Origin of the sequence: Streptococcus sp. HMSC062B01, assembly GCF_001811085.1 — a bacterium.
GTDB lineage: Bacteria > Bacillota > Bacilli > Lactobacillales > Streptococcaceae > Streptococcus > Streptococcus gordonii.
On record NZ_KZ672777.1, the window covers coordinates 68581 to 91060 of the forward strand.

Genomic DNA, 22480 nt, shown 5'->3' on the forward strand with positions numbered 1-22480 from the left:
ACTTTCTTATAATTAATGGAAACTTTTGAGTAGCCACTTTTTGAAAACCTTAGCCTAATCTAGCTATATTCACAACACATGAAAGGAAATGTATATGAAAAAAACACTCAGTATCTTACTCGTTGCAACTGCTGCACTGACAATGGCAGCCTGCAATTCTTCATCTAAGGAAAATACGAAAGGAAGCTCAACTTCGCAATCTTCCTCAAAAACACAAAGCGCGAAAAAGAGCACAGCAGAAACAAAATATCCAGTGACAATCAAAACCTACGATGCCGAAGGCAAGGAAATTGATCAGGTCTTTGAAAAGGCACCAGAAAAGGTCATCACCAACAATCTTTCGACGACCGAAATCTTGATTGAACTAGGCTTGAAAGACAAGATTGCTGGTATGCTCAATCCAGACAACGACGTCACAGATAAATACAAGGCTGATATTGCCACCATTCCGCAGGTCGGCGACAAGAAAAACGTATCACAGGAAACTGTGCTATCCTATGAGCCAGACGCTCTTCTTGGCCGAAACATGATGTTTTCCGAAAAATCTCTGGGGACAGTTAGTGCCTGGAATGAAAATAAAATCCCTGTCTATACACAGAAGGCTTCCCTGTCCAATACCAAGCAAGACCTAGGCAATATCGTTGAAGATGTCAAGAATATAGGAACCATCTTTAACGTTCAAGATAAGGCTAATCAGTATGCCGACCAGCTACAGGCAAGAATTGACACTGTCAAGAAGGCAAATAAGGCTAGCCAAGGCGAAAAGAAAAAAGCGCTCATCATGTGTGCATATAACGATGAGACTTTCGGTGCTTATAAATCTGCTCTGCAAGAAAGTCTGCTCAACCAGCTCGGCTATACCAATGTAGCGACTGGAACCTCTGGCTTGACCTTGGAAAACCTAGTTTCTATGGATCCAGAAGTCATCATCTACGTAACCAGCGACCGCAACAAGTCCATGGATGAGCAAGCAGTTGATCTAATGAAAGCCAATCCAGTTCTGGAAGATGTCCCAGCGGTTAAGAATCAAAAAATCATGACCATCTCCTATGATGAGTTTATGGATTATGGTCCTGCTGTCATCAACTCTCTTGAGAAAATCAATGACTTTATCAATAAATAAGACCTTTGTCTGGGAGGGTATCACTGTTAATATTACTCTGCCCCAAGATTATGACGGATCACGACCTTATCCAGCAATCTTGCTAAATGATGGCCAGATAAACTACCTAATCAAGCTTTCTCCATCGGTAATCTTGATTGGACTGATACCGAACAATAGGCTGGACGATTTTACACCCTGGAAAGCCAATGCTCTAAAGCCTGGCAATCCTGATTTTGGTGGCAAAGCAGATAGTTACCATCAAAAGCTCTTCAGCGGTATATTAACAGAAATCAGACAGCACTACCTACTGGATGACAAGAGAATTGCCTATGGTGGCTACTCTCTTGGTGGACTCGCGGCTGTTTACAGTCTCTATAGCGACTGCAAGATCCCCTGTGTCTTTTCTATCTGCGGCTCCTTTTGGTATCCAGGTTTTACCGACTATTGCCAGACACAGGACTTGAAAAACAAGGACTGTCTAGTCTATTTACAGAATGGAAAGACAGAAGGTGCGAATCACTCGAACCGACTTTCCAAGGCTCCTTTCTATGCTGAAGAAATTCATCGCTTGATTCAGAAAGAAATCCTTACCACCTGCTCCATCTTTGACCCTTATGGACATCATGAAGCTCTTCAATCAAGGTATGATTCCTTTATAAAATGGTTAGTTCAATACTGGAATTTAGAAACAACTAGTTAACTATCTTTCTTGAAAAAATTTAATCTAATCAAGGAACTATATTGAGAAACACTTTTAATTCATATCAAAGTAGATAGCTTATACATTTCTTCCTCTCTTCTAATTTTAGAAAGTAAATAAAAAAGCACCAGATTTATCGACCCTAAAAGTTAGATTGAAATAATCTAAAGATTAGGGTCTGGTAAAATTGGTGCTTTTTCTGTCTTACTGCATGACTACTCTACTGTTACTTCTCCAGTTCTATAGTTAATACGAATCCCGGTTTGAATATTTGGAACGAAGACATTAAACTCAAGACTTCCATCGCTAGACTTTGCTTCTAAATGAGAGCCCGCTGCTATTAAGTCATCAGGATTAGCATAAATCAAGGTAACTCGATAACGGACTCGCTTCTTTTTATCCAAAGCCTTCCGAATCAAGCTTTCATAAAAATTTTGTCCAGTAGACGAAGGACTGTTTGCCTGATTTGCCCAAGCTGTTTGAACAGCGATATTCTCTGGGTTACTTGTAGAAGCATCAAAGTTCTTTAAGCCTCCTACTAAAGAATAGGCTAATAAATGGCCTCGATCAACAGCATGATTAAAATCTCCAGTAAGATTTCTCAACTGATGCCAGCCGGCGGGAACCCAACTTGTCGTCCCGTTTCCGGTTTCTTCTCGATTTTTGTATTGTCTAGTCTGTTTAGAAAGCAGTGCGTTCCCAATTATTGGTACTAACTGTCCCTGGACTGACTTCGTTTGATTTTGTGCATAAGGCTGACTGGCAATATCAGCATTCAGGTCTGTCTTGTTGCCATTAATAATAAAAGCACCTGCCTGATTCCATTCTATGCTGCCTTTTAATTGCTTACGAACAGAATCAGTCAATACACTCTGAGATAGTGCTTGCTCGGGAGTTGAGATATCCCTTCTTCCTGTTCTTTGAACCTGTGGATTAGACTTTATGTTATCCTGATTCTGATGGTTTGAGAAATAATTAGCACCAGCTATCAGAACAAGCGCCAGAATCAGTCCTACTATGCTTTGAAAGAGTTTCTCTTCTTGTTTCTTCTTCATTTTTTCCTCATAAAAATAGGAGCGGACAAACTGCCCTATACTCCTTATTTACCTGTGAATTTATTAATAATGCTCTGCCATTTATCAGGTGATAAGATGGACCAAGGATTATCGCCACCACCAATCACACCATAACCAATAACTAAACCAATAGCAAAGACAAGGAGCCCCAAGAAAATTACTAAGAGAACAATCCCAACTTGTTTCGCTACATATTTCAACTCATCATTCATCGTCATCTTCCTTCACACGCTTGATGTTGGCTCCTAGAGCAGCCAATTTCTCATGGAAAAGATAGTAACCACGATCTAAATGCTCTAATTTGCTAACCTTGGTTTCTCCACTAGCGACAAGGCCAGTCAAAATTAAGGCCGCACTAGCCCTCAAATCAGTAGACATGACCTCTGCTCCTTGAAGCTTCTGCCCTCCAACAATTCTTGCTGTATCCCGCATAATTTCAGAGTGCAAGCCCATACGACGCATCTCTTCTAAATGTTGGAAGCGATTTTCAAAAACTGTTTCAATCATGGTTGATTCGCCACGGACTACAGTCATCAAGGCAGTAAACTGAGCCTGCATATCCGTTGGAAAACCCGGGTGAGGCAGGGTTTTAACACTAACGGCTTTTAAGCGAGATAAATCTGATTGAATCCGGATTCCCTCTTCCTCTTCAGTTACTGATACACCCATTTCCTGTAGCTTAGCTAGCAAAGGACGATTGTGTTCCCAAATCGCATCCTGAATCAGAACATCACCACCTGTCATAGCAGCAGCAACCATAAATGTTCCCGCTTCAATTCGATCCTGAACAACACTATGTTTGGTTCCTGTTAATTCTTTGACTCCAAGAATGGTTAATGTTTCAGTCCCTGCACCACGGATCTTTGCCCCCATTTTATTGAGCAAGACAGCTAGATCAACAATCTCTGGTTCCCGAGCAGCATTTTCAATAACAGTTGTCCCTTCAGCCAGTGTCGCAGCCATCATAATATTCTGAGTCGCGCCTACACTCGGGAAATCCATATAAATATGTGCCCCGTGCAACTTATCTGCTTTTGCTTCAATATAACCGGCTGTCTGAGTAATCTCAGCCCCCATTGCTTCAAGGCCTTTCAGATGCAAATCAATTGGACGACTCCCAATTGTACAGCCACCAGGCATTGATACCTTAGCGTGTCCATTACGTGCCAAGATAGGTCCTAGGACAACAATAGATGCCCTCATCTTGCTGACATACTTGTAGGGTGCTTCTTCTGTAATATCTTGACTAGCATCGACCACGATCTCATGCTCATCCTGATTGAAGTCTACAGTAGTATTTAAACCGCGAACAACATTGTTCATAGTAAAGACGTCTGAAAGGACAGGTACATTTGTTAAAATCGTTTTTCCTTTACTTGCCAAGACGGTTGCAGCCAAAAGAGGCAAGACTGCATTCTTTGCACCCTCGATTTGTACTGTTCCAACTAAGCGATTATTTCCACCTTGAATAATAATTTTATCCATATATACTCCCTTACTCATTCATTGTTTCTAGTTTCTCTCTTATTTTACGTTTCCATTCAAAATATCAAAACTTACTTGATAAATACTTAGGAAAAAGAGACTAACCAGATAACCAAGCGCAATACTCAAGAATAGAATGAGTAAGCGAATTTTTAAAGCATTATCAGCATTTACTTTCAAGATCCTCTCCCAGTTAACAAGGCTAGATAATAACTGATGAGACAAAAAAATAAATAGTAAATGACTGCTAAGCGTAAAAACTATTTGAATCATAGACCTATTATACCAAAAATACTAAATAATGGGAAATGACCTTTACTTATCCCCTCTCGCCTTGTTCTTGAAGCAAGTTCTGACAGAAAAAAGCTTGTTGCCTTACAGCAACAAGCTTATGTCTAATCATTATTTTACAAAGTCAAGCAATGCCAAGAAGCTTTCAGCTTCAAGTGAAGCTCCACCAACAAGGGCACCGTCAACGTCAGGGCAAGCCATGTATGAAGCAACGTTTTCAGGTTTAACAGAACCACCGTATTGAACACGAACTTTGTCCGCAACTTCTTGACCGAAATCAGCAGCTACAACGTCACGAACAACTTTACACATTTTTTGTGCATCGTCTTGTGAAGCTGATTTACCAGTACCAATAGCCCAGATTGGCTCATAAGCGATAACGGTTGAAGCAACTTGTTCAGCTGTCAATCCAGCCAATGCAGCAGATACTTGAGCACCTACAAATTCAGCAGCCTTACCAGCTTCGTAAGTTTCAAGTGACTCACCGCAACAAATGATTGGAAGCATACCGTTTGCAAAGATTGCTTTTGCTTTTTTGTTAATATCTTCGTCAGTTTCATGGAAGTAGTCACGACGTTCTGAGTGACCGATAACAACGTAGTCTGTACCGATTTCTTTCAAAACTTGTGGGCTAGTTTCACCAGTGAAAGCACCTGAATTTTCAAAGTAGCAGTTTTGAGCAGCAACTTTAAGGTTTGAACCTTTAGCAGCAGCAAGAACAGCTGTCAAATCAACTGCAGGAGCTGCGATACCTGCTTCAACAAGGTCTGATGAAGGAAGTTTTGATGCAACGGCTTCAACGAATGCTTTTGCTTCTTCTGGATTTTTGTTCATTTTCCAGTTACCAGCGATAAATGGTTTACGTGACATTTCACATACCTCTTTTTTCATTTTATTTTCATGTTCCATTGTATCACAGTTGGCTCAATAAATAAAGGCGCTTGCTAAGTTTTTATCAAATTGAAACGGCTAAAATACTGCTCTCTATTTTATAAAAGACCTTGCTATATGTCCATTATGAAGCTAAATACATTGGTGTTAGGAATATTAGTAAACAAATTCTTCTTTCAAAAAAATATTAAAAAACCCGCATAAGCGGGTTTAGTGTCTGACTTAAATTGTTAATCTGGTAACTTAATTGAATTAAGCTTCGATTTCTGTAACCATACCTGAACCAACAGTACGTCCACCTTCACGGATAGAGAAAGTAGTACCTTGTTCAACGGCGATTGGGTGGATCAATTCAACTTCGATAGTTACGTTATCACCAGGCATTACCATTTCAGTACCTGCTGGAAGTTCGATTGAACCTGTAACGTCAGTTGTACGGAAGTAGAACTGTGGACGGTAGTTGTTGAAGAATGGAGTGTGACGTCCACCTTCTTCTTTAGTAAGGATATAAACTTCACCTTTGAATTTAGTGTGTGGGTTGATTGAACCTGGTTTAGCAATAACTTGTCCACGTTCGATTTCATCACGTTGGATACCACGGAGAAGCACACCTACGTTGTCCCCTGCAAGACCTTCGTCAAGCTGTTTACGGAACATTTCAACACCAGTAACAACTGCTTTTTGGATTTCTTCTTTGATACCAACGATTTCGATTTCGTCGTTGACTTTAACGATACCACGGTCGATACGTCCTGAAGCAACTGTACCACGTCCAGTGATTGAGAATACGTCTTCGACTGGAAGAAGCAATGGTTTGTCAGTGTCGCGTTCTGGTTCTGGAATGTACTCATCAACAGTGTTCATCAATTCCATGATGATATCTTCATATTTAGAGTCACCTTCAAGAGCTTTAAGAGCTGAACCTTGGATAACTGGAAGATCGTCACCTGGGAAGTCGTATTCTGACAAGAGGTCACGGATTTCCATTTCAACCAACTCAAGCAATTCTTCATCGTCAACCAAGTCAACTTTGTTCATGAACACAATCAAGTGTTTAACACCAACTTGGCGAGAAAGAAGGATGTGCTCACGAGTTTGTGGCATAGGACCATCAGTTGAAGCTACTACAAGGATAGCTCCGTCCATTTGAGCGGCACCAGTGATCATGTTTTTAACGTAGTCCGCGTGTCCTGGAGCGTCGATGTGAGCGTAGTGACGTTTTTCAGTTTCGTACTCAACGTGCGCAGTGTTGATAGTGATACCGCGTTCGCGTTCTTCTGGAGCAGCATCGATAGACGCATAGTCTTTTGGTTGGTTAACTGCTGAAGGCAAGCGACGTGCCAATACAGTTGTGATAGCTGCTGTCAAAGTAGTTTTACCGTGGTCAACGTGTCCGATAGTACCAATGTTAACGTGTGGTTTACTACGATCGTATTTTTCTTTTGCCATTTGAGTAAAAGCCTCCAATAAAATATATTTTATAGATAGACAGTAGGCAATACAGTCTAACTTTCCTTACTATTTTATCAAATTCTAGTGAAATTGCAAGCCTTTTACACATTTTTTGTGAATTAACCTTTTCTAATAGAAAGCTCAACTTATATCAGACAAGTTAACTGCTAGCGTATATTTTAAAACTTATCATCTGCTTCTCTTCTTACTTCCTTGAAAAATCTAATAAAACTCCAAAAATGATCTAATCAAGCACAAAAAAATCGGAAATATTTCCGATTTTTCTTCGTATTAACCTGAGTTTCGCAAACCAGTTGCAATACCATTAATAGTGATGTGAATCAACTTCTCTTGATCAGGCGTTAGCTGACCATTGCGTTGACGTTTAATCAGCTCTAGTTGAATATAGTTCAAAACATTAAAGTAAGGCATACGATAGTCCAAGCTGTCTCTTAGATAAGTATTTTCAGCCAAGAGTTCATCGTGTCCTTCAATCTCAAGAATAACATTCTTAGTTAGTTGCCACTCATCCAAGATAATATTGAAAATATCCCGAACATTCTGATCTTCACATAACTGAGCATATTCAAAAGCAATGTTCATATTGGACTTAGAAAGGACCATGTCTACATTTGATAATAGAGATTTGAAGAATGGCCATCTCTTGTACATAAGTTGTAGAAAGGCAAGATTATTTTCTGGATCTTGATCAATAAATTCCTTGAAACTTGAGCCAACACCGTACCAACCAGGGAACATCACTCGACTTTGAGACCAGGAGAAGACCCATGGGATCGCTCGAAGACCACCGATTTCAGTAATCGTTTTACGAGCTGCAGGACGAGAGCCAATATTAAAGCTAGAAATCGCTTTGATTGGACTAGATTCAAAGAAATAATCATAAAAGCGTTCGTCGCCAAAGACTAAATCACGATAAATCTGATAGCTTCGCTCGACAACCTGATCCATGATCCGCTCATATTTATTGGATGTATGGGCATCACTTTTCTTATGTGTTACCATTCGATTGATTGCTGCAGAAACGAGCATTTCCAAATTATAGTAGGCTGCATCTTTATTACCATATTTGTTTCCAATAACTTCCCCTTGCTCAGTAAGGCGGATCCGGTCGTTGATACTTCGTAGGGGTTGTGAGGTGATCGCTTCATAGGTTGGACCGCCACCACGACCAACTGTACCTCCACGACCATGGAAGAAGGTAATTTTAACACCAAATTTATCACCAATAGCAGTCAACTGTTGCTGAGCCTTATAGAGAGTCCAGCAAGAAGATAGGTAACCACCATCTTTATTACTGTCTGAGTAACCCAACATGATTTCTTGGTAATTATTCTTAGAGGCAATCCACTTCTGAGCAATAGGCAAAGATAGATACTTCTCCATTGTTTCGCATGAATTGTCCAAATCTTCAATTGTCTCAAAAAGAGGAACAATCTGTACTCGAGTCCCATTTTCATCAATCAGTCCTACTTCTTTCAGCATAATAGCCAACTCCAGTAGGTCTGATACACTGGTCGAGTGAGAAATGATGTTCTGCTTGATGACTTCTTCACCAAGTACATCTTTCAGCTGTCGAGCAGTCTTGAAAATTTCTAATTCTTTTTGCAAAAGTTCGGACTTAGGCTCATGAGTAGCTGATAAAATGCGAGGATCCTCAAGCAATTGCTTAAGTAGTACCTGACATTTTTCTTCTTCAGATAAGCTGCTGTAATCTTTTACAATGTTTGCTGATGCCAAGAGCTCAGCCACACAAGCTTCATGAACACTAGAATCCTGACGCATATCAATGCTGGCTAAGAAGAAACCAAAAACATCCACTGCTTGTAAAAGTTCTGTCAGGTCTCCTGTCACTAAAGCCTCACCATGATGTTCGATAAGAGAATCATAAATGACCTGTAAGTCTTCTTTGAATTCTTTTGCAGTTTTGTAAGAAGGTGTTTCCTCCTTCTTCAACTCAGTTAAGGTTTCACTGATACGAGACTGAATATAGTTTGGAATAATTTCCCGTCCCTTATTACTCACAGAAGGAGTTGTCTTGGCAGATAATGTTTTCTCAGCTCGATCAGTCAAGCACTGACCTTCATTAGAAAAGTTTCCTTCTTTCAGGTACAGCAAGGTCTGAATCAGCTTGGACTGAATATAGTGGAAGGCACGGCGGTAAGGCTCATTTTCACGATAAACAGATTTATCAGTTGACAAAGCAGCCATTTCTGCTACTGCCTGACTAGTTTCTGAGAGATTCGTTGACAGAGAGAAAGTACGATAAAGTGTATAAACCTTGTCAATGTAATAGTTGAGAATGACTTCACTCTGGAGAGTGGCTGATAGTTTCAAAGTTTCTGCCGTTACAAAAGGATTCCCATCCCGGTCACCACCAATCCACATTCCCATGGTAATAGGTTTAGGATTATCCAACTTGATACCCCGCTCTTCTGCCAAGCGTTTGTATTCGACCATAAAGTTGGTAATGGCTTGTAGAAAAGAGCTATTGTAGTATTCCATGACATTGGTAATCTCATTGGTTACTTTTAGTTTCTTATCCCGAATCATATCTGTCTGCATCATGAGCTCGATGTAACGACGAAGGTTGCCTAGCCACTTCTTCTCATTAACCAGACCAGCCTTAACATCTCGATGCTGACGTAAAAGGGTGTGAATATGATTTGTCAGATCCAGCATTGTCTTTCTTTGAACCTGAGTTGGGTGAGCTGTCAGTACCGGAACAACATTTAAATTCTCTAGAATTTCTTTTGCATTCTCCCGCGTTGAAATCAAGTCAATAGTTGTTGACAGCTTTCCAAGATAATCTTGGTCGATATTGTTCTGATGGTTGATTTCATAGGCTAGATCAACGTCTTCAGAAATATTAATCAAGAGTGGCAGAATAGAAAAATAACGAGAAATATAGACCATTTCTTCTGTTGTTAGTTCTTCTACGATTCCCTTTAGTTCCTGGTATTTGGAGTGAACAGCTAAGTCCTGCATCATTTCAATCTTTTCGAATGTCTCAGGACTAAGAATTTTACGCGTAACATCAGTAAGTAAGTCCGTCAAAATGGAAACTTCTTCTCGAATAACATCTTTATTACTAAAGCTTTCTAACTTATTAAATGACATGGTCTGAACCTTTCTATTTAAGGACAAAGACTAGCTAACAACCAGCCGGTCTCACAAAGTTTCTTCTAAAACACGATTGATATTGTTTCGTTTTTCGTTGGCATCAATATTGAGTACAAAGGCAATTCCAACTGACAGAACTAAGAGACTATTCCCACCTTGTGATAGGAATGGAAAAGTCACCCCTGTTGAAGGAATCAATCCTGAGATCCCTCCAATATTTATAAAGGTTTGGGTCAGCATCATGCCTCCAATTCCCAAAGCCACCATTGAATTAAAAGGGTCCCTAGCTCGAATACCTACCAAAATGATTCGCAAGATTAGGAAAAACAGTAGGGCTAAAATTAAGCTAGCACCAATAAAGCCCAATTCCTCGATAACAATTGAAAAAACAAAATCTGTCTGCGCTTCGGGTAAATAGCCTCGTTTTTCAATTGAATTTCCAAGTCCTAATCCAAACCAGCCTCCGTTTACAATCGCATAATATGAATTCGCAAGCTGATGCCCTGCTCCTGACACATCTGTAAAGGGATTAAAGAAGGCACTAAACCTCTTGGCAACATATCCAAACAAAGGAACCTTGGAGACTTTTTCTACACCAAGCAGCCAAATACTGGATAGGATCAAGGTCGAAGTTCCTACCAGTATTCCTAGCATAGCTGAGAACCATCGATGTCCAATACCACTTACAGAAACCATTATTAGGACAGTCAAAGCTAAAATAGTAGCATTCCCCAAGTCCGGCATGATAACAACAATACCTATCAAAATTCCTGTGATAGTACGCCAATCACTTAACGTTCTGGGTAACCACCGGTTAAAAGTTAAAGCTTGATAATCATATATTTCAATCTCTTCCTGCTTTCTTGAAAACCTCAGGGCTAAGAACCAGACCAGCAGAATTTTCAGATACTCGGCAGGCTGAATACTAACCCCACCAATAAAAAGCCAACCATGTGCTCCGTTTACTGCACGAGTTATAAAACGCGATAAGAGTAACAGGATCACTTCCACTAAAATGAAACCGAACAAAACCTCTTGTTTCTTAAAAATATCGATCTTTACCTTATATATAAAAACAATTGCTATTAAACTCAGAATCCAAAATATGCCTTGGCTTATAACTGATTTAAAAGAATTAGCACCTGACTGAACCAAGGTCGCACTGGTTGTTGAATAGACAATAATCAAGCCTAAAACTGATAAAATCAAATAGGGAATTAAGATAGAGTAGTTTAATAGGTGTCGTTTGTCAATCTTCATACTTCACCTAGATTTTCTAAAATTTCATTGTACATTATATCATTTTTCACAACGAAAAAAAAGCCATATCCTTTTCACAATTCACTAAAATCTTATGCTAGAATAAAAGAAAACAACTGATTGGAGGTCCAAAACTATGAACGTTTACCAATTTTCTGTCGAAAAACAAGATGGCAATCAGCTTTCGCTAGACATTTTCAAAGGGAAAGTCTTACTCATTGTAAATACAGCTACCGGCTGCGGGTTTACTCCACAGTATAAAGGACTGCAGGACTTATATCTTCGCTATCATGATGAAGGATTTGAAATATTAGATTTTCCCTGCAATCAGTTTAAAAATCAAGCTCCAGGAAGTGCAGAAGAAATCAACAATTTCTGTAACCTTAACTATCAGACCAGCTTTCCCCGTTTTCAAAAGATTAACGTAAATGGAAAAAAAGCTGACCCACTATATACATGGCTTAAAGAAGCAAAGGGGGGATTTCTATCTAAAGATATTAAGTGGAACTTCACCAAATTTCTTTTAGATAAAGAAGGCCATGTGATGAAACGCTACTCTCCTCAAACATCTCCTAAAGATATTGAAAAAGATATTCAAGAACTTTTAAAATGAATAAATTTTTAATAAGCTAAAACTTGAACAGTAGGTGTTCAGAAGTTCTATTATAAATGATTTTTTTTGCTTTTTTATTTATTTTAGGTTAAAATAAAAAAAGTATGAGAAAGAAGATAAAACCAATCGTTGTACTCGCTTTCTTTGTCTGCTTTATTCTAACAATATTGGTTAGCAGGCAACTATCGAATGCGAAAGGTCAACGAGAACAAACAAAAACTGTCCAATCATCTTCTTCAAGCTCTTCGGAAAAAATAGATCTTACTAAACCAATCATCGATTTGTCTGGTTGGCAGCTTCCGAGCGAGATTGATTATGATCAATTGGCTAAAAATGTTTCAGGAGTCATTGTGCGTATCCAGAGCGGTTCCTATACTAAAAAGGAGAATGCTGCTACTTATGCTAACGGGCTGGATAAAGCATACAAAACCCATATCAAGGAATTTCAAAAACGCAACATCCCTGTAGCAGTCTATGCTTATGTATCTGCTTCTTCGACTAAAGAAATGGAAAAAGAGGCAGAAAGTTTTTACAAGGCCGCATCCAAATACAAGCCGACCTACTACTGGCTAGATGTTGAAGAAAAAACTATGTCTGATATGAACGGAGGAGTCGAAGCCTTCCGTGCTAAATTAGAATCTTTAGGCGTAAAGAATATCGGGATTTATGTAGGCACTTACTTCATGGAAGAACACAGCATAAATACTGAGAAATTTACAGCTCTTTGGATTCCAACTTATGGAACCGATAATGGTTATTATAATGCTGCTCCTAAGACTGACATTGATTATGATTTGCACCAATATACTTCCCAAGGAACTTTAACTGGTTTCTCTCATCCTTTAGACTTAAACCAGATTTCTACTTTAAAGAACCGAGAGGAAACTCATGCCAAATTATTTGGGAAACAATAATTAAAATCAAGTATTTTACTTGATTTTTTCTTTTCATTTTGATTAAGTTCTATCTATTTTAGGACTTTACTTAAATTTTCACTAACTAAAAGTAAAATATGTTATAATAAACTACATTGAACATGTTAAGGAGATTTTGATGTTTTCTTGGATTACAAGAACGATTAAAGGATTGATTATCGCACTTGGTTTTATCTTGCCTGGTGTTTCTGGCGGAGTCTTAGCTGCCATTTTGGGAATATATGAGCGTATGATATCTTTTCTAGCTCATATCAAAGATAACTTCAAGGAGAATGTCCTCTTTTTCCTTCCGGTTGGTATAGGTATGATTCTTGGAATTGCCCTCTTTTCTCTTCCGGTTGAATATTTACTAGCCCACTATAAGATTATCGTTCTTTGGGGATTTGCAGGCGCTATTATCGGGACGATTCCTAGTTTAATCAAGGAGTCTGTTCGCGAGTCAGACCGTGATCGAATAGATATAACTATTTTTTGGCTGACATTTATCCTGTCAGGCTTACTCCTATATTTCCTCAATAGCTTGGTTGGAACTCTTCCAGCAAATTTCTTGACCTTTATGCTAGCGGGAGCCTTGATTGCTCTAGGGATTTTGGTCCCTGGACTCAGTCCTTCTAATCTACTTTTGATTTTAGGTTTATACACTCCAATGCTGACTGGTTTCAAGTCCTTAGATCTTTTTGGAACATTTTTACCAATTGCTATCGGAGGTTCTTTAGCTCTCATAGCTTTTTCAAAAACAATGGACTATGCACTCAAAAATTTTCATTCGCGAGTCTATCATTTCATTATTGGTATTGTGCTTTCTAGCACCTTGCTTATTGTCATTCCAAATGCTGGTAATAGTGAAAGCATTACTTATGCAGGAACTTCTATTATCACCTTTGTCATAACAGCCTTCTTCTTTGGCTTAGGAATTTGGCTAGGAATTTGGATGAGTCAGTTAGAAGAGAAGTATAAATAATGGCAAAAAAAACAAAATTAAAAAAAACACTAGTCGAACAAATCTTAACCAAGGCGGATATTCCCCACCAAGGATTGCAAATTAATGCCCTCGAAAATGAAACTGGCGACATAGATGACCGGTCTCAGATCTATAAAACCCTTGCATTGACAGGGGATAAAACCGGACCAGTAATTGGTATTCTCCCCATTACTGAGCATTTATCTGAGAAAAAATTAGCCAAGATTTCTGGAAACAAAAAGGTTGCTATGATTCCTCAAAAGGAACTCGAAAAGACAACTGGCTATGTTCATGGTGCCAACAATCCAGTTGGTATCCGCCAAAAGCACTCCTACCCTATCTTCATCGACCAGGTTGCTCTAGAACGCGAAGCTATTATCGTATCCGCTGGAGAAGTTGGACGTAGCGTTCTAATCAAGGCTCAGGACTTGGCGGATTTTGTCAAAGCAGATTTTGCTGATATAAAAGAAGACTAAATCAGGCATTTTATTTGAAAGAGAAAACTATGAAACTATACTTTATCCGTCATGGAAAGACTGAGTGGAATTTGGAAGGTCGATTTCAGGGTGCTGGAGGCGATTCACCTCTCTTACCTACTGCTATTGAAGAATTACATATTTTAGGGAAGCACCTTGCTAAAACTAGTTTTGATAAGATATTCTCTAGTGATTTAAGCAGAGCTGTAAAAACAGCTGAAATTATAAATTCAGAAAACCAGTTTCCGCAAGAAATTATTCTTAAAGAGGAATTAAGAGAATGGAAATTAGGTAAATTAGAGGGGGCCAAATGGGCAACTGTTGCTGCCGTATATCCCCACCAAATGCATGCCTTTCGTCATAATCTTGCTCAGTTTGACCATAGTTTATTTGATGCTGAATCGGTTTACCAAACGACCCATCGAGTTATCCATTTTATTAAGTCTCTAAAAGATTTAGAAGCTGAAAACCTCTTATTTGTTGGCCATGGAGCTAATCTTACGGCTTCAATTCGGACTCTTCTTGGCTACGATGTTGGCAACATACGAAAAAATGGTGGTCTCAGTAATGGAAGTGTCACTATCCTAGAAACAACTGATTTTGAGAAGTTTTCTCTCTTAGATTGGGACAATACCGACCATCTTGAAAATCTTGATACTGTGAATCTTTAAATTCACAGTTTTTTCTTTCTTAAAAGCTAAATATAGGTGAATTTCCATAGATTTTGTGATAAAATAAATTGGAATACTTTTGGAGGAAAACATGACTACTGAACATTTTGAAGAATTAAATGACCAGCAAATTATTCGCCGTGAAAAAATGGCTGCGCTGGCTGAACAGGGGATTGACCCTTTTGGTAAACGCTTTGAGAGAACAGCAAACTCTGGACAATTAAAAGAAAAATACGCTGAAAAAAGTAAAGAAGAGTTGCATGACTTATCTGAGACAGCTACTATTGCTGGACGTCTCATGACTAAACGTGGCAAAGGAAAAGTTGGATTTGCTCACATTCAAGACCGCGAAGGCCAAATTCAAATTTATGTCCGCAAAGATGAGGTCGGTGAAGAAAACTATGAAATCTTTAAAAAAGCTGACTTAGGAGACTTCCTTGGAATTGAAGGTGAAGTGATGCGTACTGATATGGGAGAATTATCTATCAAAGCTACCCATATTACCCACCTTTCTAAAGCACTTCGTCCCCTTCCTGAAAAATTCCATGGACTGACAGATGTGGAGACTATCTACCGTAAACGCTATTTGGATTTGATTTCTAACCGTGAGAGCTTCAATCGATTTGTTACTCGCTCAAAAATCATTTCTGAAATTCGCCGTTACTTAGATGGGCAAGGCTTCCTTGAAGTCGAAACTCCTGTTCTCCACAATGAAGCAGGTGGTGCTGCTGCCCGTCCTTTCATTACTCATCACAATGCCCAAAATATTGATATGGTGCTTCGGATTGCAACTGAATTGCACCTTAAGCGCCTCATTGTAGGTGGTATGGAACGGGTCTATGAAATCGGACGTATCTTCCGTAACGAAGGAATGGACGCTACTCATAATCCAGAGTTTACATCTATTGAAGTTTACCAAGCTTATGCAGATTTCCAAGATATTATGGACTTGACCGAAGGCATTATTCAACACGCGGCTATCTCTGTATGTGGAGATGGACCTATCAACTATCAGGGAACTGAAATCAAGATCAATGAACCATTTAAACGCGTTCATATGGTAGATGCCATCAAGGAAATTACTGGCGTGGATTTCTGGCAAGATATGAGCTTTGAAGAAGCCGCTGCCTTGGCAAAAGAAAAGAATGTTCCTCTCGAAAAGCACTTCACAGAAGTCGGCCATGTTATTAATGCTTTCTTTGAAGAATTTGTTGAAGAAACCTTAACTCAACCAACCTTTGTTTATGGACATCCTGTTGCAGTATCTCCTCTGGCCAAGAAAAATCCAGAAGATCCACGTTTCACTGACCGTTTCGAACTCTTCATCATGACCAAAGAATATGCCAACGCCTTCACCGAATTGAACGATCCAATTGATCAACTTTCTCGTTTTGAAGCCCAAGCTAAAGCTAAAGAGCTTGGTGATGATGAAGCAACCGGCATTGACTACGACTATGTCGAAGCTTTAGAATATGGTATGCCACCAACTGGAGGTCTGGGTATTGGGATCGACCGTCTGGTTATGTTATTAACAGATGTGACTACCATTCGCGATGTCCTTCTCTTCCCGACAATGAAATAATTTTCACATTCAAACACTGCTACACTTCAGCAGTGTTTTTTATAAACAAAAAAAGAGTTTAGGTTCCTAAACTCTTTTTCTTATTTCATTATTCGTACCTCAGTGCTTCAATTGGATCCAACTTGGAAGCTTTATTCGCAGGTAGAATTCCAAAAACAACACCAACCATTGCTGAGAAGACAAGACTTCCTACTGCAGCTGTAGTAGATACGATTGGAGGTCCACCAAAAACATCTTCTGGTACGACTGCAGCAATTAGCGCATTAATACCATAAGCCAGTCCTAAGCCCAACATTCCTCCAATTAGGGTGAGAACCATGGATTCAATTAAGAATTGGGTTAAGATGTTTCCTCTCGTAGCTCCTAAAGCTTTTCTCAGACCGATTTCACGAGTCCGCTCGGTAACTGATACCAGCATGATATTCATAACCCCGATACCACCGACAAAGAGTGAGATTCCTGCTATCGCGCCAATAACTCCTGTCATGGTACCTGTAATCTGCTTGTACTGTTCCAGCATACTCTCCATATTCAAGATTTGATATTCACCCTGGCGTGCTCCTGAAAGCTGGGTCAATTTTTTAGCTGCTTCTATCCCAACTTCGTTGACACGGCTGACTTCTGGAACATAGACGTAAACAGTTGAGATTTCTTCTGAATGAAACTCAGATGCTACTTGGGTATTAGCCATTAGAGCACTTCCTGAACTCATACTCATACTTTGACCAGCATTGGGATCTTTAAAGACTCCAATAACCCGATAGTTGCTGTCTCCTACTGATACGATTTTGTTTAAGGCTTCTGCGCTACTTCCAAAAAGTGAATTTGCAACTGTTTCATCAATCATCATCACATTAGAAAAGCGCTGGTAATCCACAGGAAGGAGGGTACGACCTGCCAAGATCTCGTATTTTCTAATTTGAAAGAAAGATTGGCTAACGCCAGTAATAAATACTCCATCCGCTTTCTTATTCTGATAAGAGAATGTTGCAGATGGACCTCCATTGGTTGTATAGTAACCTTTCACTCCATCAATTTTTAAGAGCTCTTTAGCCCATGCATCTTGAATAACTGGTGGAGCTTCGTTTTCTTCGTTATCAACTTCTTGGCTGCCTCCCTCATTTCCTGCAGGACCTTCCATAAGATTCATCCCCATAACATAATTACTCTTTGTTGGTGAATAATTCAGAGAGACATATTGTTGATCCTTCGTGAAACTTTTGGTAACTCCCTGTTGCATCCCATTTCCTAAGGCCATGATAACTACAACAGAAGCGACCCCAATGATAATTCCAATCATTGTTAGAAAGGAGCGCATTTTGTGGCCCATAATAGATCCAATAGCAAATCTCCAGTTTTGCATCTATGCTTCTCCTTTCTGCGCTGAATCAGAGTAAATTACGCCATCTCGAATGACAATTTGTCGTTTAGCATAGGCTGCAATTTCTGGTTCATGGGTAACCATAATGATGGTTTTGCCTTCTTTATTTAATTCAGTCAGCAATTCCATAATCTGTTCACCTGTTTTTGTATCCAAGGCCCCTGTTGGCTCATCTGCCAAAATAATAGAGGGACGATTTACTAGGGCACGAGCGATCGCAACACGCTGCTTTTGCCCCCCTGATAATTCTGATGGTAAGTGATGCATTCGAGTTCCTAACTCAACTTTTTCCAAGTATTGTTCTGCCAAAGCCTTACGTTTAGACTGAGAAACTCCCGCATAAATTAAGGGTAATTCAACATTTTGAAGAGCATTTAACTTGGACAAGAGGAAAAACTGCTGAAAGACAAATCCAATTGCCTGATTACGAACTTTGGCTGATTTCTTTTCACCCAAACGAGCCACTTCTTTCCCATCTAAATGATAGGTTCCACTAGAAGGACGATCCAACATACCAATAATATTCATCAAAGTTGATTTACCAGATCCAGACGGCCCCATAATGGCTAAAAACTCACCTTCCTCAACTTGAAGATTGATGTTTTTTAAAACCTGCAGTTCTTGATCTCCATTGCGATAGCTCTTATTGATGCCATTTAAATCAATTAATTTCTTCATAGGATTTTACCTCCTGCCCATCTTTTAAATCAGCAGTTGGATTTATAATCACTTTATCATCTTTTGCTAAGCCAGATGTTACTTCTTGATTTTCAGCATCAGCATTGCCAAGCGTGACTTCAACTTTTTTAGCTATACCCTTATCATCTAGTTTCCAAATGTAGTTTTTTCCATCTTCATCAGTAACAACACTGCTTACCGGAATAAGAATGGCCTTGCTGTTATTCTTCACTTCGATATTTACAGAGAATCCTTGCTTTAAATCACCTATTTCGCTAGTGAAATCAATGGTAAAGGGATATTTAGCGCCTGATCCTCCACCTGATCCTCCAGCAGCTGACGCACTTGAGCTTGCTTGCTGAGCATCTTTTGGATAGTTAGAGATATAGCTGATTTTACCAGTCCAAGTCTTATCTGGATAAACTTTTGAAGTAATGCTGACTTCTTGGCCCACTGACAGATTAGCTAAATTGTACTCTGACAATTCACCCTTGACTTGGAGATTACCATTATTAACAATATGGACCAATGTTTGATTAGATCCTGTTGTTGATTTTGAAACATCACGATTAACTTCAACTACTGTTCCTTCAACAGTACTTAATACAGTTGTAGCATCAAGTAAAAGTTTGGAACTATTGACTTTATCTGCAGCATCAGCTCGATTGTCTTGCAAATCTTTTAATTGAGAATCCAAGGATTGTTGTGTATTGACCGCTGGTGCAGTGCTTTCGCCAGATTCTTCTCCTTCTGCTGTTGGGCTTGGGGTAGGAGCTGTCCCATTATTTTGCAGTTCATAAATTTGACGGTCAATTTTATTGAGAGCTCGAACAGCAGAATCATAGTTAGATTGCGCCTCAGTGTTTCGATATTGGACCAAAGCTTGTCCGACTGTAACTTGATCACCCACATTAACGAGGACGCCTTCTAAATCTCCCTTTGTCGAATCATAATAAATATACTGCTCATTATTAGCAGATACTTGTCCTGACAAAAGTACAGAAGATGCTACTGATCCTTCTTTTGCCTTTTGAACCAGAGGTTTCGAATCTAAACCTTCTTGGCTGCCACTTTTCTGATTCAAAAACAGCATAGCAAGAACAACTACTACAATGACAAGAGGAACAGCAATCAGAGCAGTCAACTGCCACTTTTTCAATTTTTTCATTGGAATCTCCTTTAAAAATGAAATCTAATTAATTTTTTTCATTATAACATACATTATAACCTGGAACTATTGTTTTGAACTTAGCAATTTTCAAATGACATTATATCTTTCTCAAATGTCAGTTTTTCTCGTAGCAGATTTTTGCATTCATTTCTTAAAAAGGGTACAATTACCTCATATTGAAAGAAGGAGAATAAACATTATGAAAGAATTTGATATGATTGCTATCGGAGGTGGTAGCGGAGGTATCGCTACCATGAATCGAGCTGGCGAACATGGTGCTAAGGTCGCTGTCATTGAGGAAAAGAAGTTAGGTGGCACCTGTGTCAATGTTGGCTGTGTTCCTAAAAAGATCATGTGGTATGGTGCTCAAATTGCTGAGGCCATCCAATACTACGGTCCTGACTATGGTTTTACTTCAGAAAAACAAAGCTTTGACTTTGCCACTTTGCGTAAAAACCGCGAAGCCTATATTGATCGTGCTCGATCTTCTTACGACGGAAGTTTTAAACGCAATGGAGTTGAATTGATTGAAGGACGCGGTCGCTTTGTTGATGCTAACACTGTCGAGGTTAATGGTGAGCTAATCCGAGCTAAACACATTGTCATTGCAACGGGTGCTCATGCTGCTATCCCTTCTATTCCTGGCTCTGAATTAGGTGAAACATCTGATGATGTCTTCGCTTGGGAAGAATTACCCGAATCTGTAGCCATCGTTGGAGCTGGCTATATCGCAGTTGAATTGGCAGGAGTCCTCCATAATCTTGGAGTCAAAACAGACCTCTTTGTCCGACGTGATCGTCCCTTACGGAACTTTGATTCTTATATCGTAGATGGTTTACTTGAAGAGATGGATAAGACAGGTCTTGCCCTACACACCCACAAAGTACCTACAAAACTTGAGAAACTAGATGACAATCAACTGCAACTTCATTTTGAAGATGGTAGTAGCCATATAGCTCAGCATGTCATCTGGGCCATCGGCCGAAAACCTAATGTTCAAGGCCTCAATCTAGAAGCTGCTGGTGTCACTCTCAACGAACGAGGTTTCATCGCTGTAGATGAATACCAAAACACTGTAGTTTCAGGTATCTATGCCCTAGGTGACGTAACAGGCGAGAAAGAACTAACTCCTGTTGCCATCAAGGCTGGTCGTACATTAGCCGAGCGACTTTTCAACGGCAAAACAGACGCAAAGATGGACTATTCAACTATTCCTACCGTCGTCTTCTCCCACCCTGCTATTGGAACTGTTGGGCTAACCGAGGAAGAGGCTAAAAAAACTTATGGAGCTGATAATATTCACCTCTATACATCTAGCTTTGCTTCCATGTATTCGGCAGTAACTCAGCATCGCCAACAGGCCAAGTTCAAGCTCATCACGGCTGGTGAGAATGAAAAGGTCGTTGGTCTGCATGGTATCGGATATGGGGTAGACGAGATGATTCAAGGCTTCGCTGTCGCTATCAAAATGGGCGCAACCAAGGCTGATTTTGATGCCACAGTAGCCATTCACCCAACGGGATCAGAAGAGTTCGTTACTATGAGGTAAGAAGAGAAAAGGTTTGTTTTACAAGCCTTTTTTGACTTGTGTCCTTATTTTATTATAAAGTATATAAGTATTCCATAATCTAATCTTTCATTTTTCTTTTGAATCTTACATTTTTGTAAGATTCTATAAGGATTCTTCAAAAATTTTTACCTTCCCATGCATCATTTTTAGTTTCTAAAAGAGAGATTTGACACGTATTAACTTGTTAATCCTACAATCTTTATTTTACAGCCTCTTTATCAACATTTCATCAAGAAAATCTCAAAAATTTCTAAAGTTTTGTAAAAAAGGGAGCCTGAAGTAAAACTTCAGACTCTTTTTTCTTATGGTAAAATGGCTAAAGCTCGTACTGGCGAACCACTAGCTTGATGCCAGTTAGGGAAACTGATAGAAATTAGAGCTCCCTTAGCAGGTAATTGGTCCAAGTTAGACAATACCTCTACTTGGTAAATGTCCTCAGCCAAGAGATAATATTCATTAACCAAGCCATGCTCAGCCGTAGGAAGACCTGCATCAGTATCAAAAGTTTCATGACCTACTGCAGCTACACCACGCTCATGAATCAGAAATTCCAAAGCATCTCGTCCCCAGCCAGGTGTATGCTGGATTCCTTGATCATCTAAGTTTCTCATAGCGTCTTGACTAGGCCAACGCTTGGACCAGTCAGACCGAAAAGCCACGAAACTTCCTTCTGGAATCTTCCCATGCTCTGCTTCAAAGTCCAAAATATCTTGTTTGGTCAAAATGAAGTCAGGATTCTCCTCTACTTCTCTTGACTTATCAATGACAAACAAAGGAAGAAGGAGATCTTTTAAGTCTATTTCTTCCAACCAACGGCCACCTTCTACAAAATGAATAGGAGCATCAATATGAGTACCATACTGGCCAACTACCGAAAACTGCTGCACATGGAAACCATCTTTTAGAGTAAAAATATCTTTCTTCTCCAAGGCTGGTAAAGCTGGAAAGTGCGGACTATCTTCCTTAATCTGATGAGAAAGATTGACCCATTTCTTATTTTTTAATTCTTGGTATATTTTAAGCAAATCTGACATAAGTTGT

General features: G+C 39.4%; 21 protein-coding genes. 9 read left to right on the forward strand and 12 right to left on the reverse strand.

The window, feature by feature from the left end; translation table 11 throughout:
* Positions 1 to 94 precede the first annotated feature (94 nt).
* Positions 95 to 1123, forward strand: coding sequence for an ABC transporter substrate-binding protein (locus tag HMPREF2780_RS03040; protein ID WP_105026117.1), 1029 nt, complete (start codon positions 95 to 97; stop codon positions 1121 to 1123).
* Positions 1104 to 1805 (forward strand): alpha/beta hydrolase-fold protein, encoded by a 702-nt coding sequence (locus tag HMPREF2780_RS03045; RefSeq protein WP_105026118.1) that lies wholly within the window; start codon positions 1104 to 1106, stop codon positions 1803 to 1805. The genes HMPREF2780_RS03040 and HMPREF2780_RS03045 overlap by 20 nt, the downstream gene beginning before the upstream one ends.
* Before the next feature lie 215 nt (positions 1806 to 2020).
* On the opposite strand, the gene HMPREF2780_RS03050 is transcribed toward HMPREF2780_RS03045, so the two are convergent.
* The 8 genes from HMPREF2780_RS03050 to ftsW all read right to left on the reverse strand — a co-directional run bounded on the left by HMPREF2780_RS03050 (position 2021) and on the right by ftsW (position 11401).
* Complete coding sequence (locus tag HMPREF2780_RS03050; RefSeq protein ID WP_045634644.1) at positions 2021 to 2860, reverse strand: DNA/RNA non-specific endonuclease; 840 nt, start codon at positions 2858 to 2860, stop codon at positions 2021 to 2023.
* A gap of 44 nt (positions 2861 to 2904) precedes the next feature.
* Positions 2905 to 3093, reverse strand: coding sequence for a DNA-directed RNA polymerase subunit beta (locus HMPREF2780_RS03055; RefSeq protein ID WP_045502090.1), 189 nt, complete (start codon positions 3091 to 3093; stop codon positions 2905 to 2907).
* Positions 3086 to 4366, reverse strand: coding sequence for a UDP-N-acetylglucosamine 1-carboxyvinyltransferase (gene murA / locus HMPREF2780_RS03060; protein ID WP_105026119.1), 1281 nt, complete (start codon positions 4364 to 4366; stop codon positions 3086 to 3088). Before murA ends, HMPREF2780_RS03055 begins: the two co-directional genes overlap by 8 nt.
* A 39-nt stretch (positions 4367 to 4405) precedes the next feature.
* Positions 4406 to 4639 (reverse strand): DUF1146 family protein, encoded by a 234-nt coding sequence (locus HMPREF2780_RS03065; RefSeq protein ID WP_045502080.1) that lies wholly within the window; start codon positions 4637 to 4639, stop codon positions 4406 to 4408.
* Between the two features lie 129 nt (positions 4640 to 4768).
* Complete coding sequence (gene tpiA / locus HMPREF2780_RS03070; RefSeq protein ID WP_012000225.1) at positions 4769 to 5527, reverse strand: triose-phosphate isomerase; 759 nt, start codon at positions 5525 to 5527, stop codon at positions 4769 to 4771.
* Positions 5528 to 5800: 273 nt separating this feature from the next.
* Positions 5801 to 6997 carry an elongation factor Tu gene (gene tuf, locus HMPREF2780_RS03075; protein ID WP_020992675.1) on the reverse strand — a complete coding sequence of 399 codons (1197 nt, stop codon included), beginning with the start codon at positions 6995 to 6997 and terminating at the stop codon, positions 5801 to 5803.
* A 294-nt stretch (positions 6998 to 7291) separates the two neighbouring features.
* Complete coding sequence (ppc, locus tag HMPREF2780_RS03080) at positions 7292 to 10138, reverse strand: phosphoenolpyruvate carboxylase (protein ID WP_105026120.1); 2847 nt, start codon at positions 10136 to 10138, stop codon at positions 7292 to 7294.
* Between the two features lie 51 nt (positions 10139 to 10189).
* Positions 10190 to 11401: a cell division peptidoglycan polymerase FtsW gene (ftsW, locus tag HMPREF2780_RS03085; protein ID WP_008809024.1), complete on the reverse strand. Its 1212-nt coding sequence runs from the start codon at positions 11399 to 11401 to the stop codon at positions 10190 to 10192.
* 136 nt (positions 11402 to 11537) lie between these two features.
* On the opposite strand from ftsW, the gene HMPREF2780_RS03090 reads away from it, so the two are divergent.
* From HMPREF2780_RS03090 to lysS, 6 genes are all read left to right on the forward strand, one after another.
* Positions 11538 to 12014, forward strand: coding sequence for a glutathione peroxidase (locus tag HMPREF2780_RS03090; protein WP_105026121.1), 477 nt, complete (start codon positions 11538 to 11540; stop codon positions 12012 to 12014).
* Between the two features lie 104 nt (positions 12015 to 12118).
* A complete protein-coding gene (locus HMPREF2780_RS03095) occupies positions 12119 to 12928 on the forward strand; it encodes a glycoside hydrolase family 25 protein (protein ID WP_053794814.1) in 810 nt (269 codons plus the stop codon).
* A gap of 139 nt (positions 12929 to 13067) precedes the next feature.
* The gene (locus HMPREF2780_RS03100) at positions 13068 to 13910 is read left to right on the forward strand and encodes a DUF368 domain-containing protein (protein WP_105026122.1); all 843 of its coding nucleotides are present in this window, start codon (positions 13068 to 13070) and stop codon (positions 13908 to 13910) included.
* A complete protein-coding gene (locus HMPREF2780_RS03105) occupies positions 13910 to 14386 on the forward strand; it encodes an aminoacyl-tRNA deacylase (RefSeq protein ID WP_048778503.1) in 477 nt (158 codons plus the stop codon). Before HMPREF2780_RS03100 ends, HMPREF2780_RS03105 begins: the two co-directional genes overlap by 1 nt.
* 29 nt (positions 14387 to 14415) lie before the next feature.
* The gene (locus tag HMPREF2780_RS03110; protein WP_105026123.1) at positions 14416 to 15057 is read left to right on the forward strand and encodes a histidine phosphatase family protein; all 642 of its coding nucleotides are present in this window, start codon (positions 14416 to 14418) and stop codon (positions 15055 to 15057) included.
* 91 nt (positions 15058 to 15148) lie between these two features.
* Positions 15149 to 16639, forward strand: a complete 1491-nt coding sequence (gene lysS, locus HMPREF2780_RS03115) for a lysine--tRNA ligase (RefSeq protein ID WP_105026124.1) — start codon at positions 15149 to 15151, stop codon at positions 16637 to 16639.
* Positions 16640 to 16727: 88 nt separating this feature from the next.
* Here lysS and HMPREF2780_RS03120 read toward each other — a convergent pair whose 3' ends face one another.
* From HMPREF2780_RS03120 to HMPREF2780_RS03130, 3 genes are read right to left on the reverse strand one after another with little or no spacing between them, the layout of a single operon-like run.
* Complete coding sequence (locus tag HMPREF2780_RS03120; RefSeq protein ID WP_105026125.1) at positions 16728 to 18002, reverse strand: ABC transporter permease; 1275 nt, start codon at positions 18000 to 18002, stop codon at positions 16728 to 16730.
* On the reverse strand, positions 18003 to 18698 hold the full coding sequence (locus HMPREF2780_RS03125) for an ABC transporter ATP-binding protein (protein WP_105026126.1): 696 nt from the start codon (positions 18696 to 18698) through the stop codon (positions 18003 to 18005).
* Positions 18682 to 19866: an efflux RND transporter periplasmic adaptor subunit gene (locus HMPREF2780_RS03130; RefSeq protein ID WP_105026127.1), complete on the reverse strand. Its 1185-nt coding sequence runs from the start codon at positions 19864 to 19866 to the stop codon at positions 18682 to 18684. Before HMPREF2780_RS03130 ends, HMPREF2780_RS03125 begins: the two co-directional genes overlap by 17 nt.
* Positions 19867 to 20068: 202 nt before the next feature.
* On the opposite strand from HMPREF2780_RS03130, the gene gorA reads away from it, so the two are divergent.
* On the forward strand, positions 20069 to 21418 hold the full coding sequence (gene gorA, locus HMPREF2780_RS03135; protein WP_105026128.1) for a glutathione-disulfide reductase: 1350 nt from the start codon (positions 20069 to 20071) through the stop codon (positions 21416 to 21418).
* A 323-nt stretch (positions 21419 to 21741) separates the two neighbouring features.
* Here gorA and HMPREF2780_RS03140 read toward each other — a convergent pair whose 3' ends face one another.
* Positions 21742 to 22473, reverse strand: a complete 732-nt coding sequence (locus HMPREF2780_RS03140) for a cyclase family protein (protein ID WP_061601736.1) — start codon at positions 22471 to 22473, stop codon at positions 21742 to 21744.
* Positions 22474 to 22480 lie beyond the last annotated feature (7 nt).

Coding starts and splice junctions, on each gene's coding strand:
- HMPREF2780_RS03130 (WP_105026127.1), bottom strand. CDS start 19,866: ATGAAAAAATTGAAAAAGTGGCAGTTGACTGCTCTGATTGCTGTTCCT.
- HMPREF2780_RS03095 (WP_053794814.1), top strand. CDS start 12,119: ATGAGAAAGAAGATAAAACCAATCGTTGTACTCGCTTTCTTTGTCTGC.
- tpiA (WP_012000225.1), bottom strand. CDS start 5,527: ATGTCACGTAAACCATTTATCGCTGGTAACTGGAAAATGAACAAAAAT.
- gorA (WP_105026128.1), top strand. CDS start 20,069: ATGAAAGAATTTGATATGATTGCTATCGGAGGTGGTAGCGGAGGTATC.
- tuf (WP_020992675.1), bottom strand. CDS start 6,997: ATGGCAAAAGAAAAATACGATCGTAGTAAACCACACGTTAACATTGGT.
- HMPREF2780_RS03125 (WP_105026126.1), bottom strand. CDS start 18,698: ATGAAGAAATTAATTGATTTAAATGGCATCAATAAGAGCTATCGCAAT.
- HMPREF2780_RS03050 (WP_045634644.1), bottom strand. CDS start 2,860: ATGAAGAAGAAACAAGAAGAGAAACTCTTTCAAAGCATAGTAGGACTG.
- ftsW (WP_008809024.1), bottom strand. CDS start 11,401: ATGAAGATTGACAAACGACACCTATTAAACTACTCTATCTTAATTCCC.
- HMPREF2780_RS03110 (WP_105026123.1), top strand. CDS start 14,416: ATGAAACTATACTTTATCCGTCATGGAAAGACTGAGTGGAATTTGGAA.
- HMPREF2780_RS03045 (WP_105026118.1), top strand. CDS start 1,104: ATGACTTTATCAATAAATAAGACCTTTGTCTGGGAGGGTATCACTGTT.
- HMPREF2780_RS03090 (WP_105026121.1), top strand. CDS start 11,538: ATGAACGTTTACCAATTTTCTGTCGAAAAACAAGATGGCAATCAGCTT.
- HMPREF2780_RS03120 (WP_105026125.1), bottom strand. CDS start 18,002: ATGCAAAACTGGAGATTTGCTATTGGATCTATTATGGGCCACAAAATG.
- lysS (WP_105026124.1), top strand. CDS start 15,149: ATGACTACTGAACATTTTGAAGAATTAAATGACCAGCAAATTATTCGC.
- ppc (WP_105026120.1), bottom strand. CDS start 10,138: ATGTCATTTAATAAGTTAGAAAGCTTTAGTAATAAAGATGTTATTCGA.
- HMPREF2780_RS03040 (WP_105026117.1), top strand. CDS start 95: ATGAAAAAAACACTCAGTATCTTACTCGTTGCAACTGCTGCACTGACA.
- HMPREF2780_RS03065 (WP_045502080.1), bottom strand. CDS start 4,639: ATGATTCAAATAGTTTTTACGCTTAGCAGTCATTTACTATTTATTTTT.
- HMPREF2780_RS03140 (WP_061601736.1), bottom strand. CDS start 22,473: ATGTCAGATTTGCTTAAAATATACCAAGAATTAAAAAATAAGAAATGG.
- HMPREF2780_RS03100 (WP_105026122.1), top strand. CDS start 13,068: ATGTTTTCTTGGATTACAAGAACGATTAAAGGATTGATTATCGCACTT.
- HMPREF2780_RS03105 (WP_048778503.1), top strand. CDS start 13,910: ATGGCAAAAAAAACAAAATTAAAAAAAACACTAGTCGAACAAATCTTA.
- murA (WP_105026119.1), bottom strand. CDS start 4,366: ATGGATAAAATTATTATTCAAGGTGGAAATAATCGCTTAGTTGGAACA.
- HMPREF2780_RS03055 (WP_045502090.1), bottom strand. CDS start 3,093: ATGAATGATGAGTTGAAATATGTAGCGAAACAAGTTGGGATTGTTCTC.